Consider the following 12358-nt stretch of genomic DNA (forward strand, 5'->3'; position numbering starts at 1 on the left):
TAACACGTCGCATGCTCGGCGCAACCTTTTAAACCGGTTTCCAAGCCGAGTGTGAGGGCGATCTACGCAGCGCGGACGCCCTTATTCAATAATGCCCATGAATTGAAGGAGCCAGCATGTCCGACGACCACATCGGCGTCGCCGTCATCGGTGCCGGCATGGCCGGCAGGTCGCACGCCGCCGGTTATCGCAGCGCGACGACGACGTACGACTCAGGTCTGCCCGACGTGCGGCTGGTGGCGATCGCCGACGTGAACGAGCACTTCGCCCAGGAGACCGCCCGCAGGTTCGGGTACGAGCGAGCCGAGACGTCCTGGCAGGCCGTGGCGGACGCCCCCGACATCGACGTCGTGAGCGTCGTGGTCGCGAACCACCTGCACCAGGAAATCGTCGAGGGACTCCTGGCGGCGGGCAAGCACGTTTTGTGCGAGAAGCCTTTCGCGCCGACCATCGCGGAGGCCGAGGCCATGGTGGCCGCGGCCCGGGCCAGGCCGGACCTGCAGGCGGGAGTTGGCTTCACCTTCCGCCGATCGCCCGCCATCGCGGCCGTGAAGCGACTCGTCGACGACGGCTCGATGGGACGGCCGATCCACTTCAACGGCCACTACTGGTGCGACTACGGCGCCGACGCGTCGGGGCCGATGAGCTGGCGCTACAAGGGCGGCCCTGGATCGGGTGCGCTCGCCGACATCGGCAGCCACCTCGTGGACCTCGCCGAGTTCCTCTGCGGTCCGATCCGGTCCGTTCGCGGGGCGGTGCTGTCGACGTTCGTCACCGAGCGCGCGCTGCCGCTGGGCGCGGCAGTCGGGCACGCCGCGGCGGCGCTGAGCGACGAGCGTGAGCCAGTCGAGAACGAAGACCTGGCCACCTTCACCGCGACCTTCGAGTCCGGCGCCACAGCGACCATGTCCGCCTCCCGCGTCGCGATCGGCCTGGCGAACTCCCTCGGCTTCGAGTTGTTCGCCGAGAACGCCGCAGCGACCTTCGACCTGCTGCGGGCGGGCGAGTTCGGCTACATGGACCGCGCGGTGCAAGGGCCCACGAAGGGCTATCGGCAGGTGGCCGTCGGCCCGGAGCACCCGTACCTCACCGGGGGCCTGCCCATGGACTTCCCCGGGGTCGGATACGGCCAGAACGACCTGTTCGTCTTCCAGGCCCGCGCGTTCCTCGAGCAGGTGGCCGGTCTCGATCGGCTGCCCCGGGTTCCCTCATTCGAGCACGGGCTGGACAACCTTCGGATGCTCGACGCCATCACCGAGTCCGCCGACCTCGGCGGTGCCGAGGTCTCGATCAAGAAAGAAGTCTCATGAAGCTCGGCGCTTACACCGCCTGCCTGCACGACAAGCCGCTGCCCGAGGCCCTGGCCGTTCTCAAAGGGATGGGATTGGAGAGCGCGGAGATCAACTCCGGCGGATTCATCCCTGAGCCGCACCTGCCGATCGACGACATCCTTACGAGTGCGCAGGCTCGCCAGGACTACCTCGGGCTCTTCGACGAGCACGGAATCACGCTGACCGCGCTCAACTGCAACGGCAACCCCCTGCACCCGAACCCCGTGGTCCGGGGGAAGCACTCGGGCGACCTCCTGCGCTCGCTGGAGCTGGCCGCCGTCCTGGGTGTCAAGCGCGTCGTCACGATGTCGGGCACGCCGGCCGCGAGCGCCGCCGGGAGCAATCCGGCATGGAACGTCCTGCCCTGGGACAGCGCCTACCTCGATGTCCAGGACTACCAGTGGAACGAGGTCGCGATCCCGTTCTGGAAGGCGGTCCAGGAGCGTGCGGCCCACTTCGACGTCAAGGTGGCGATCGAGATGCACCCGCACAACGTCGTCTACAACCCGGCGACGCTGGAGCGGCTCGTCGACAAGATCAATGCGACGCACGTCGGTGCCGAGATGGACCCCAGTCATCTGTTCTGGCAGGGCATCGATCCGGTGGAGGCGATCGGGCACCTCGGCTCCCTGGTGTACAACGCCGCCGCCAAGGACACCCGGATCAATCCCGCGGCGCGGGTAAACGGCGTCCTCGACGACCGCTTCGGCCGCGTTCACCCCGACGAGCCCGGCGCCGTCCGTCTCGGCGGGCCGTACACCCTGTCGCGCTGGCCGCAGAACTCCTCCTGGGATTTCGTTGCCGTGGGCCGCGGCCACGACGTCGCCTGGTGGACCGCCTTCCTCCAGGCGCTCGAGAAGGTGGACCCGGACATGGCCGTGAACATCGAGCACGAAGACCAGGAACTCGACCAGCTCGAAGGCCTGGCCGCCGCGGCCAGGACCCTGCTCCAGGCCGCCGGTCGCTGACCGCCCGGACCACCCGTGGGCACCCCGGGCGACCTCGGGGTCCCTCTCCGACCGCTTCGCGTGAATCGGCGCAATCCGCTGTGACGCGTGAGTGCGCACCAGGCTCGTGACCGACCCTGCTGACTGACCGGGGCCGGGCGACCGCCGACACACCCCCCGATCCACCGCGCGCTCCCACCCAGAGATCTGTCGCGCCGGCCCATCACACGAAGGAGTACCGCAGAAATGGAAGTCACACGAACCCGGCGGCGTCCACTCGGCCGCCTCTACCTGACGGCGATCAGCATCCTCGCCGCCGCCGCCACCCTGACCGCCTGCGCGAGCGGCAAGGCCACCACCGGCACCGCGAGCCAGGCCGCCGCGGCCCCCAGCGCATCCGCGACCACCGGCGGATCCGGCGGCGGGAAGGTCTCCATCTTCGTCATCGGCGGCAAGTCCGACGACCCGTTCTGGTCCGCGGTCAAGCGAGGCGTGGACGACGCTGCCAAGGTCGTGGAGGCAGGCAGCGGCAAGGTGACGTGGCTGGGTCCGCAGAACTACGACAACCTCGGCCCGGACGCTGCCAAACTCATTCTCAGCGCCAAAAGCCAGGGCTCCACCGCCATCATCGGCGCCGACTGGGTGCCAGAGGCGCAGAACGACGCCTTCAAAACCGCCTCCAGTGGGGGCGTCCCGGTTTTCCTGTTCAACGCCGGTGGCCCTGAGCAGGCCAAGAACGTGGGCGCGCTGTCCTACACCGGCTCTGAGGAGCTGCTGGCGGGCAAGGCCGGCGGCGAGTTCTTCGCTAAGAACGGCGCGAGGAACGTCCTGTGCGTCAACACCGTTCCCGGCGCGGTGAACACCGAGGCGCGGTGCAAGGGCGTCGCCCAGGGCATGAGCACCGGCGGCACGTCCACCCAGCTGCCGCTACCCTCGTCCAGCTTCGGCAACCCGACGGCCGTGACTCAGGCGATCAAGGCTGCCCTGCTCAAGGACAGCACCATCGACGGCCTGATCACCATCAGCACCCAGGATGCCGACAGCGCGGCCGCCGCCATCGACCAGGCCGGCGCCGCGGCCAAGGTCAAGCTGGGCACGTTCGACATGAGCGACACCCAGCTGCAGCGCATCAAGGCCGGCAAGCAGCTCTTCTGCATCGACCAGCAGCCCTACCTGCAGGGTTACCTCGCCGTATCCCAGGCCTACGCCTACAACGCCTTCGGACTCCGCGTCGCGCAGGAGTCACTGCTGACGGGGCCCGCCATCGTCGACGCCCGCAACGTCGACGCCGCGATCGCCGGTGTCAAGGCAGGCGTCCGCTGATCCCGCCGAAGGCGCCGGGTCCGGGGTCTCGTACGCCGGGCCCGGCACTCCGATCAGACTCGAGGTGGTACGAACAATGACCGTCCAGATCTCCGACACGGCCCGCCCCGCAGCGGCCGGGACGTCGTCGGCCCGTTCCCTACGCAACTTGACCTACCGGCCCGAGGCCGGGGCCCTCATCGGGACCTTGGGCGTCTTCGTCTTCTTCGCCGTCTTCGGCGGCGCCAACTTCCTCGCGCCCTCCGGCACCGCGGCCTGGCTGAACGTCGCCGCGGAGCTCGGCATCATCGCCGTCCCGGTCGGCCTCCTCATGATCGCCGGCGAGCTCGACCTGTCCGTCGGCTCCGTGCTCGCGGCCAGCTCGATGACCCTGGCCATCGTCTCGGGCTACTGGGGCGGACCGGTGATCCTCGGCATCGTGCTCGCCCTCGGCGTCGGCGTGGCGGTAGGGCTGCTCAACGGACTCATCGTGACGCGCACCAACGTGCCCTCCTTCGTCGTCACCTTGGCGACCCTCTTCGGGACCGCCGGACTGACCCTGGGGCTCTCCCGTGTGATCACCGGCACCACCAGCGTCGCCATCAACCCCGACCCGGCCTCGAAGGCAGTCCTCGGCACGCTCGTCGCCGGCCAGTTCGAGGTGGCGATCTTCTGGTGGCTCGCGGTCGCGCTCGGCGTCGGCTGGATGCTGCAGATGACCAAGTACGGCAACTGGATCATGGCCGTGGGCGGCGACAAGGACAGCGCCCGCGCAGCCGGCATCCCGACCGACCGGCTCAAGATCGCCCTGTACGTCGGGAGCGGGTTCGGCGCCTCCCTGGTCGGAGTGATCCAGACCATCCTCTACAACGGCGCCCAGGTCGCCAACGGGCAGTCGTTCGTCTTCAACTCCATCATCGCGGTGGTCGTCGGAGGCGTCCTGCTGACCGGTGGCTACGGATCCGTCGTCGGGGTCGTCCTCGGCACGCTCACCTTCGCGATCGTGAACCAGGGCATCTACTACACGGGCTGGAACTCGGACTGGGCGAGTTTCATCCTCGGTGTCCTCATCCTCGCCGCCGTCCTTATGAACAACACGTTCCGCCGGTTGGCGCTGTCGTACGCGCCTCGCCCCGGAAAGAAGGCCTGAACCATGCCCGAGCCACTCCTCCGGCTCACAGACGTGAGCAAGTCGTTCGTCGGCACGAACGCGTTGCAGGACATCTCCCTGGAGGTGCACCCGGGAAGGGTGCTGTGCCTGCTCGGCGACAACGGCGCTGGCAAGTCGACCCTGATCAAGATTCTTTCCGGCGTCCACACCCCCACGAGCGGCGCCATCGAGGTGAACGGGCAGCCCGTCGTCTTCAGGAGCCCGCGGGACGCGAGCGCGTACGGAATCGCCACCGTTCACCAGTTCGGCGGCACCTTCCCGCTGATGAGCGTCGGTCGGTCGTTCTTCGTGGGGGTCGAGCCCACCAAGGGCTGGGGGCCCTTCAAGCGCTTCGACAAGAGTCTCGCTGGCGAGATCGCCGTCCGCGAGATGCAGTCCCTCGGCATCACCCGGGTGACCGACGGCAAGCGGCTGGTCGGCAGCCTGTCCGGCGGCGAGCGTCAGGCCTTGGCCATCGCGCGTGCCGTCTACTTCGGCGCCAACGTCCTCATCCTTGACGAGCCGACCGCCGCGCTCGGTGTCAAGGAGGCCTCGCACGTCCTGCGGATCATCATGCAGGCACGCGCCAAGGGCGTAGCCGTCATCTTTGTCACCCACAACGTCCTGCACGCCATGATGGTCGGCGACCACTTCGCGGTCCTGATCCACGGCCGGAAGGCCGACGACTTCCGCAAGGGCGAGCGGACCCGTGAGCAGATCACGGACCTGATGGCGGGCGGCGAGGCCATGGCGGACCTCGAGGCGGAGCTCGCGGAACTGGAGGCGTCGGCATGAAGGTCGCCCTCGACCCGTACATGCTGCGGTCCACCCCGCTGCTGGAGCTCCCCGGCGTGGTCGCCGAGCTCGGCTACGAGTACATCGAGCTGTCACCGCGCGAGGACTTCATGCCGTTCTTCCTGCATCCGCGGGCGGACGACGCGAAGGTCAAGGCCTTCAAGAAGGCCCTCGACGGTGCCGGCGTGAAGATCTCCTCGGTCCTGCCGCTCTACCGGTGGTCCGGCCCGGACGAGGACGAGCGCGAGGCCGCCGTCCGGTACTGGAAGCGCGCCATCCAGATCACCGTCGACCTCGGCTGCACCATCATGAACAGCGAGTTCAACGGCCGCCCCGAGCAGGCGAGCCTGTCGGAGGCCAAGTTCTGGAAGTCTATGGAGGAGCTGCTGCCGATCTTCGAGCGGGAGGGTGTGCGGCTGCGCCTCGAACCGCACCCCGACGACTTCGTCGAGGACGGCAAGGTCGCCGTCGACATGGTCCGCGGGATCAACTCCCCGCTCGTGTCGTTCCTGTACTGCGCCCCGCACACCTTCCACATGGGCGGCAACATGGCCGGGATCATGGAGTACGCCGGTCCGCTGATGACCCACCTGCACCTGGCTGACGCCTTCGACCACACCGCCTCCTCCGGGCTGCGCTACATCGTCAACCCGCCGGGCTCCACGGCCCGGGTGCACCAGCACCTGGACATCGGGCAGGGAGAGGTCGACTGGGAGGCGTTCTTCGCGACCCTGAACCGGCTCGGCTTCGCGGACGGCGCGGACACCATCATGACCTCGTGCGTGTTCGCCTGGGAGGACCGCGCGCGCGAGTCCGCGACCTTCATGCGCCAGACCATCGACAAGTACATCGGGTCCTGGTGACCGCAATGCTCGGTGACGACCAGTGGCATCGGCTGCTCGCCACCCGCGCCACCGACCCACACGCCGTCCGCCAGGCGTACGCCGCCCGCGCACGCCCCGGCCGCCTGCTCAACGATCGCGGGACCATCTTCCTGATCGCCGCCGACCACGCCGCCCACGGTGCCCTGGCCTGCGGCACCGACCTCATGACGATGGCCGACCGGCGCTCGCTGCTCGGCCGCCTGGTGGAGGCGCTGGAGCACCCCGACGTGGACGGGGTGCTGGGCAGCCCCGACATCGTCGAGGAGCTGCCGCTGCTCGGGGCACTGGAGGGCAAGGTCGTCATCGACTCCATGAACCGCAACGGTTTCGACGGCGCCACCTGGACCATGGAGCAGCGTGCTGGGCATGACCAGCGCACACACGTACCTGAAGATGCCGTCGTGTGAGGACCCGCGGGCGGTCTTCGGCGCCACCACGCTGCCCTGCCTGGTGCTCGGCAGGGTACCCAACCCCGACCCGGCCAAGGATCTGGAGTCCTCGGCCTTGACCCAGCCCGTCGTACGCGGCCTGGTGGTCGTTCGTGCGCTGCTCTACCCGCCCCACGGTGACGTCCGTGCCGCGGTGGACGCCGCCGCGAAGGTGCTGTGGGCGGCGCACACGGAGGCCGCCGTATGAGTATCCACTACCCCCGGCTCCCGGCACCCCGGCGGGCCTGCAGTACCTTCTGCTGCATGAGCTTCAGGCCGATCGCGGGTGCCGGACGTGCCCATTCGACCGCCTGGTCCGAGACCGGCGTGTGGTGCGAGACGGGCGTGCCCGAATTCCTTACCTTCCTCACCCGACGCGCGGCTCACCCGGATGCCCGGCAGCGTCAGCCGCACCGGCTCTGAGGCGAGCAACCGTATTGACCGTCCTCGACTGGGTGCTGCTCGCGATCGCGGCCTGTCTGATCGGCTTCGCGAAGACCGCCGTCGGCGGGGTGGCCAGTCTCGCGATCGCGGTCTTCGCCGTCGTCTCCCTGCGCGCGAGTCGACCGGGGCCGTGCTGACGCTGCTCCTGGTGGGCGACCTCATCGCGGTCCGGCTCTACCGGCACCATGCCGACTGGTCGATGCTGCTCCGGCTCCTTCCGTCCGTAATCCCGGGGTTGGCGCTGGGGGCCTGGTTCGTGGCCACGGCCGACCAGTTGCTCATGCAGAGGTGCATCGGGCGGCCCTGTTGGCGATGGCGCTGCTGCAGCTGGGCGGACGCCGTCATGACGGCAAGCCCGAACGGCCGCCGGGCCGGCTCTACGCCTTGGCAGGGAGGGCCGCCCCGTTCACCGTGGGCGTCATCGCGGGGTTCGCGACGATGACGGCCAACGCCGCGGGCCCGGTCATGACGATGTACCTGCTCATGGCGGGCCTACCGGTGCTCGGACTGCTGGGCACGGGCGCGTGGTTCTTCTTCCTAGTGAACCTGGCCAAGGTGCCGTTCAGCGCGGGCCTTGAGCTGATCGACGGTGCCACGGTGCTGCTCGACCTCGCGCTCGTGCCGCCGCTGCTCGTCGGTGCCGCGGTCGGCGCTCGCCTGGCGAACAAGATCCCGCGACGACGATTCGAGGACATCACCATGGTACTGACCGTGATGTCCGCCGCCACGCTACTCCTCTGAGCGGCGACCGAGGCCGGCAGGAGGGGGTCGGCAGATCCGCGGGCCCGCCTCCATCTATATGGATGAGACCCGAGGAGCCTTTGAACCCCGACCAGCAGCGAGATTTCACCGAGTTCGTCGCCGGCCGCTCCGACAGCCTGATCAGGCTCGCCTACGTGCTGAACAACGACTAGCACGCCGCCGAGGACCTGCTCTAGACGGCGCTGGCCAAAGCCGCCAGACACTGGCGGCGGATCCCTGACAATCCGGAAGCGTACGTGCGCCGGATCATGTGCCACGAACCGGTCGGCCGCTGGCAAAGCCGGCGCTGGGATCGCGAAAGCGTGGTCCGGGGGCCGCCTGCGTGAACTCGAAGACGCCGCGCACGAGCCGATGCAGCAGCTGATCCTCCTGGAACAGCAGCACGAGAAGATCCTCGCCCGGCGGCGCCGACTCGAGCGCGACGCCGAGCAGGAACTCATCAGCTCGGCCCAGGTGGTGGCGACGACGCACGCCATGCTCCGGATGCGCCCGGGGCGCGATGCGCGGGTGCACGAGCGTCTCGGGGGATTCTTCGTGAAACAGCGTCCCCGCCCCGTGCAGGCCGCTGATCAACAGGTTTCCCGCTGCCACATCAAGGCCTGAGGCCCGGAGCCCGAAACGGATGAAGATCACCGGGATTCCGGAGGCTCTGGCCGCGGGGAGAACCTTCTCCACGACCGGGAGCACGCCGGCGGCGAAGGGGTAGTTGTCCACGATGCCCGCCTGCAGGTCGCCGACGATGAGCGCGGTGGTGGTCATACGGCTCCTTGTCTGTCCGGCGCGCCATCGGCCATCCCCCACGGTCGTATCCTTGGCGCTGTTGTTGTCGATCTAGTACGACGATAGTGGGACAGATTCGCATAAGGGCCATCGGCCGCGGCGCAGGCGGCTTGGGCGCAGGCCGCACTCTCGGGCGCTATGTTCACCACCACCAGCCCCCTAATCCGCTCAAACCACGATGGCACGAGCTCAAGGTCCGATGTCACAGGACATCTCCTGCGATAGCGATCGTTCCCGGTGGCAGACGATGTCGCTGAGAAGCGACATCGCTGGGGGCTTGCGGTCAGAGCGCCGGCGTGCTTCAGAAACTTTCGAGCGCATGTTCGAGGAGCGCGGTGGCCGCAGGGAGCGGGTCGGCCGGGAGGGCCAGCAGGATGGTGCGCACGGAGGCCGGTTCGAGGGGGATGGCGTGAACGCCAGCGTGGTGAGCGGGTAGGGAGAGCTCGGGCAGGATGCTCACGCCGAGCCCTTCGGCGACCATGGCGAGGATGCTGTTGGTGTCGCGGACTCGATAGTGGCAGCGCAGGCTCGCGCCTGCTTCCCGCGCGAGCGCCGTGATGAGCGGCTCGCATCCGCCCGTCGACATGATGAACGGCTGCCGGGCCAGGTCCGCGACCGGCACGGAGTGGCGTACGGCCAGGTCGTGACCGCTGGGTAGGGCGGCCAGCATCTGGTCGGTGGCCAGCGGGCGCATGACCAGATCGGGCACGCTGGCGGAGACGGCCCCGGCCGTCAGGGTGCCGATGTCGGCGGCCCCGGTCTGCAGCCAGTCGAGTACCTCCCCGTCCGACCCCTCGATCACGGTGAGCCGCACGTGTGGATGCGCCTCGCCGAACGTCCGCAGGATCCGCGGCAGCAGGCGGGCGTTGGCGCTGGGGATGGCGCCGACGCGCAGGCTGCCGCGGTCCTGCCCGCGCGCCGCGGCCACCTCCTGCTCCAAGGCTTCGAGCTGGGTGAGGATGAGCGTGGCGCGGCGGCAGACGGCTCGCCCTGCGGCGGTCAGGCTCACCCCGTGGCTGCCCCTGACGAGCAGGGCCAGGCCGAGTTCGCTCTCCAGGCCGCGCAGCGCATGGCTGACCGCGGACTGCGTGGTGTTCAGCTCCTCGGCCGCGCGGGTCATGTTGCCGGTACGCGCGACCGCCTGCAGGATCCTCAGCTGCGTGAACGTCATAGCGCCGCACGCAGCAGTCCCACGACCAGCGGGTGCGGGCGCCCGGGCCACGAGCTCGTCTGTGGCACGAACAGTGTGGCTAGGTAGTACGGGTGGTCGGGGATCTCCAGCACTCGGGCCTCGCCGGTGTCATCCACGCCCGTCACCCGCAGTCCGCCCTCGTGCAGGGCACTCTGGTAAGCCGGATTGAGGCCGAAGTTGCAGTAGTACTGCTCCTTGGCCTCGTCGCGCCCGTACACGTCGGCCACTTGGGAGCCGGGCGTGAGCGTGACGGGCATGGTCCGGCCGGCGAGCGAGCAGGCGAGCTCGGTGACGAACAGGCTGGAGGCGTAGGGGTCGTACTCGGCGTGCTGCGCGTCCTCGAACCGGAGTACGTGGCGGGCGTACTCGATGATGATGTGCTGGCAGCCGCCGCACGTCCCCAGGGTGGGGACGCCGTGCTCGCGGCCGTGCCGAAGCGCGGCCAGCGCGCCGCACAGGCTGCGGTACGGGCTTCCCGGGGCGCACCACAGCACGTCCGCGGCGTGCACGGCGGACAGGTCCGCTTCGAGCGGCTCGGTGGCCAGCCAGCGGACCTCGATCTCGACCCTGAGGTGGTCGGCGGCGTGGCGCAGCGCATCGTCAGTGGCCACGTGCGGGGTGTATGTCTTGTCGTAGTCGCCGATGACCGCGACCTGCAAGGAAGGCTTCATGCGGCCACTATGCGGGGACGCCGGTATGAGTTCCAATACCTGATCGCGCAGACGTCATGAGCTCACGCTCATGACAACGGCCGGGGGGCGGCGTTGTGATGCGAGTGACCGCGATGTCCGTGACACGCACGCTACCGACGCCAGTGACCTTGCAACCTGGCTCTCCTCAGCCACCGGTCGCAGCCCCTGCATATCGATGCTTTCCTGATGTCCTTGGACAGCGAAGGCGGCCCGATGTTCGGCCGTGGACCTGGGCGGGCCTGATTCGATGGCACAGGGCCGACTTCGCTGGCAACGGACACCTGATGGTGGAGGGGAGGGCCTTTCCCCCTGGGTGCCGCTATCTCACCCGACATTCCGCGCCCGGCCAGCCCTCGAGTGCTGTCCAAATGTCCTCTGTCACTGAAGGCTGATCATTGTCACCGAAGGTTGATGACCACTGGTTTCGTGACACCGAAGATTGAGTGACGCGTCGCCAGTCGTCAGGAGTGACGGTGGAGGAACTCGCGGTTGAGCACGGGGATCCGGCTCTTAGTTCGTTTGAGCTGGACAATTGGATCGACGAGTGGCGTGGGCTGGCCCTCCACTACGACAAGACCCGGGAAGCTGCGCCGGACTCCACCTGCGAGGCCCCATCTTATGGACCTGAAGTCTCGAACCTGCCTAAAGATCCGGCCTCAGAACAGGCCCTACCAGGCTCGAAGGTTCGCTCAGCTAGTCGTCGCGCCCTTTTCGGCGGATTTTGATCGTACGCATGTCCGTCACCGCGACCTGCAAGATCTCGTGCGCGTACCCGTGCGCCTCCAGTGCGGCCAACGCATGTAGGGCGGCGTCGTCCTCGTCGTCGTCTGGCCCGGCGGGCACCTGGCAGCGGAAGGTGAAGGCCGATACGCTCGCGTCGTGAGTGAACGCGCCCACTTCGGTGTAGGCGGCGCCGCTTCCCGCTATCACGGCGGCCCGGCCGGCATCGTCGAGCCCCTTGAACTTGCCTCTGATCGTCACTCTGAACACGGTCATTCCTCTCGTACGGCATAGCCCAGGACTCGCTCACCGAGCAGGCTCTCCACGATGTCCAGCAGTTCGAGGACGGCCTCGGCGATCGTGTCGGGAAGCTCGCCCGCCGCCGTTCGCCTTCCGATCTCGGTCATGACCAGTGCGTGCAGGCAGCCGATGTGCCAGGCGACCGCGCGCGGCAGCGGATCGTACTCGGATGCGTCAGTCTCCTCGGCGAGCACAACTGTCAGCGCGTCCGTCATCTGGCGGCCGAGGTCCTCCAGTCGGGCGGACAGCGTGGGCGCGGCTCGCATCATCTCCAGTACGCTTCCGAATCCGGCGCTCAGCCCGACGCGGCGATCGCGGCCGCGCACCTCCTCCCGAAGGCGCGCCAGCACCGCGCCCGCCGCGGACTCCCCAGGCCGACGCTGCCGCACGATGTCGGCCAGCCGCTGCGGGGAGGCCTCCTCCTGCGGCAGGGCAAGATCCTCCTTGGATTCGAAGTAGTTGTAGACGGTGTTGACCGACACCTCGGCGGCCGACGCGACCTCGGCGATCGTCACGTTCTCGAAGCCGCGCTCCACGAACAGACCGATGGCCACCTCGGAGATACGCTGCCGAGTTTGCCGCTTCTTGCGCTCCCGCAGTCCTTCCTGCATAAGAGGAATCTACTGCAAAA

16 protein-coding genes are annotated in these 12358 nt (G+C 68.4%); 11 read left to right on the forward strand and 5 right to left on the reverse strand.

Annotation, left to right across the window (positions count from 1 at the left end):
- Positions 1–116: 116 nt before the first annotated feature.
- From Q9G87_RS50310 to Q9G87_RS50360, 11 genes are all read left to right on the forward strand, one after another.
- Positions 117–1310 (forward strand): Gfo/Idh/MocA family protein, encoded by a 1194-nt coding sequence (locus tag Q9G87_RS50310; protein ID WP_305923787.1) that lies wholly within the window; start codon positions 117–119, stop codon positions 1308–1310.
- The gene (locus Q9G87_RS50315; protein ID WP_305923788.1) at positions 1307–2299 is read left to right on the forward strand and encodes a sugar phosphate isomerase/epimerase family protein; all 993 of its coding nucleotides are present in this window, start codon (positions 1307–1309) and stop codon (positions 2297–2299) included. The genes Q9G87_RS50310 and Q9G87_RS50315 overlap by 4 nt, the downstream gene beginning before the upstream one ends.
- A gap of 225 nt (positions 2300–2524) precedes the next feature.
- A complete protein-coding gene (locus Q9G87_RS50320; RefSeq protein ID WP_305923789.1) occupies positions 2525–3601 on the forward strand; it encodes a substrate-binding domain-containing protein in 1077 nt (358 codons plus the stop codon).
- 76 nt (positions 3602–3677) lie between these two features.
- Complete coding sequence (locus Q9G87_RS50325; protein ID WP_305923790.1) at positions 3678–4730, forward strand: ABC transporter permease; 1053 nt, start codon at positions 3678–3680, stop codon at positions 4728–4730.
- Between the two features lie 3 nt (positions 4731–4733).
- On the forward strand, positions 4734–5525 hold the full coding sequence (locus Q9G87_RS50330; protein ID WP_305923791.1) for an ATP-binding cassette domain-containing protein: 792 nt from the start codon (positions 4734–4736) through the stop codon (positions 5523–5525).
- Positions 5522–6388, forward strand: a complete 867-nt coding sequence (locus Q9G87_RS50335; protein WP_305923792.1) for a sugar phosphate isomerase/epimerase family protein — start codon at positions 5522–5524, stop codon at positions 6386–6388. The genes Q9G87_RS50330 and Q9G87_RS50335 overlap by 4 nt, the downstream gene beginning before the upstream one ends.
- Positions 6389–6393: 5 nt before the next feature.
- Positions 6394–6816 carry a Cgl0159 family (beta/alpha)8-fold protein gene (locus tag Q9G87_RS50340; protein WP_305923793.1) on the forward strand — a complete coding sequence of 141 codons (423 nt, stop codon included), beginning with the start codon at positions 6394–6396 and terminating at the stop codon, positions 6814–6816.
- Complete coding sequence (locus Q9G87_RS50345; RefSeq protein ID WP_305923794.1) at positions 6776–7045, forward strand: Cgl0159 family (beta/alpha)8-fold protein; 270 nt, start codon at positions 6776–6778, stop codon at positions 7043–7045. The genes Q9G87_RS50340 and Q9G87_RS50345 overlap by 41 nt, the downstream gene beginning before the upstream one ends.
- A gap of 56 nt (positions 7046–7101) precedes the next feature.
- Positions 7102–7260 (forward strand): hypothetical protein, encoded by a 159-nt coding sequence (locus Q9G87_RS50350; protein WP_305923795.1) that lies wholly within the window; start codon positions 7102–7104, stop codon positions 7258–7260.
- Between the two features lie 14 nt (positions 7261–7274).
- Positions 7275–7418, forward strand: coding sequence for a hypothetical protein (locus Q9G87_RS50355; RefSeq protein WP_305923796.1), 144 nt, complete (start codon positions 7275–7277; stop codon positions 7416–7418).
- A 151-nt stretch (positions 7419–7569) separates the two neighbouring features.
- A complete protein-coding gene (locus Q9G87_RS50360) occupies positions 7570–8022 on the forward strand; it encodes a TSUP family transporter (RefSeq protein ID WP_371825954.1) in 453 nt (150 codons plus the stop codon).
- 267 nt (positions 8023–8289) lie between these two features.
- Here Q9G87_RS50360 and Q9G87_RS50365 read toward each other — a convergent pair whose 3' ends face one another.
- The 5 genes from Q9G87_RS50365 to Q9G87_RS50385 all read right to left on the reverse strand — a co-directional run bounded on the left by Q9G87_RS50365 (position 8290) and on the right by Q9G87_RS50385 (position 12338).
- Positions 8290–8802 carry an isochorismatase family protein gene (locus Q9G87_RS50365; RefSeq protein ID WP_305923798.1) on the reverse strand — a complete coding sequence of 171 codons (513 nt, stop codon included), beginning with the start codon at positions 8800–8802 and terminating at the stop codon, positions 8290–8292.
- A gap of 322 nt (positions 8803–9124) precedes the next feature.
- A complete protein-coding gene (locus Q9G87_RS50370) occupies positions 9125–9994 on the reverse strand; it encodes a LysR family transcriptional regulator (RefSeq protein ID WP_305923799.1) in 870 nt (289 codons plus the stop codon).
- Positions 9991–10686, reverse strand: coding sequence for a CTP synthase C-terminal region-related (seleno)protein (locus Q9G87_RS50375; protein ID WP_305923800.1), 696 nt, complete (start codon positions 10684–10686; stop codon positions 9991–9993). The genes Q9G87_RS50370 and Q9G87_RS50375 overlap by 4 nt, the downstream gene beginning before the upstream one ends.
- A 714-nt stretch (positions 10687–11400) precedes the next feature.
- Positions 11401–11688 (reverse strand): DUF6204 family protein, encoded by a 288-nt coding sequence (locus Q9G87_RS50380; RefSeq protein ID WP_305923801.1) that lies wholly within the window; start codon positions 11686–11688, stop codon positions 11401–11403.
- 11 nt (positions 11689–11699) lie between these two features.
- A complete protein-coding gene (locus tag Q9G87_RS50385) occupies positions 11700–12338 on the reverse strand; it encodes a TetR/AcrR family transcriptional regulator (protein ID WP_305923802.1) in 639 nt (212 codons plus the stop codon).
- Between the last annotated feature and the right edge of the window lie 20 nt (positions 12339–12358).

Origin of the sequence: Nonomuraea turcica, from assembly GCF_030718205.1 — a bacterium.
Lineage (GTDB): Bacteria > Actinomycetota > Actinomycetes > Streptosporangiales > Streptosporangiaceae > Nonomuraea.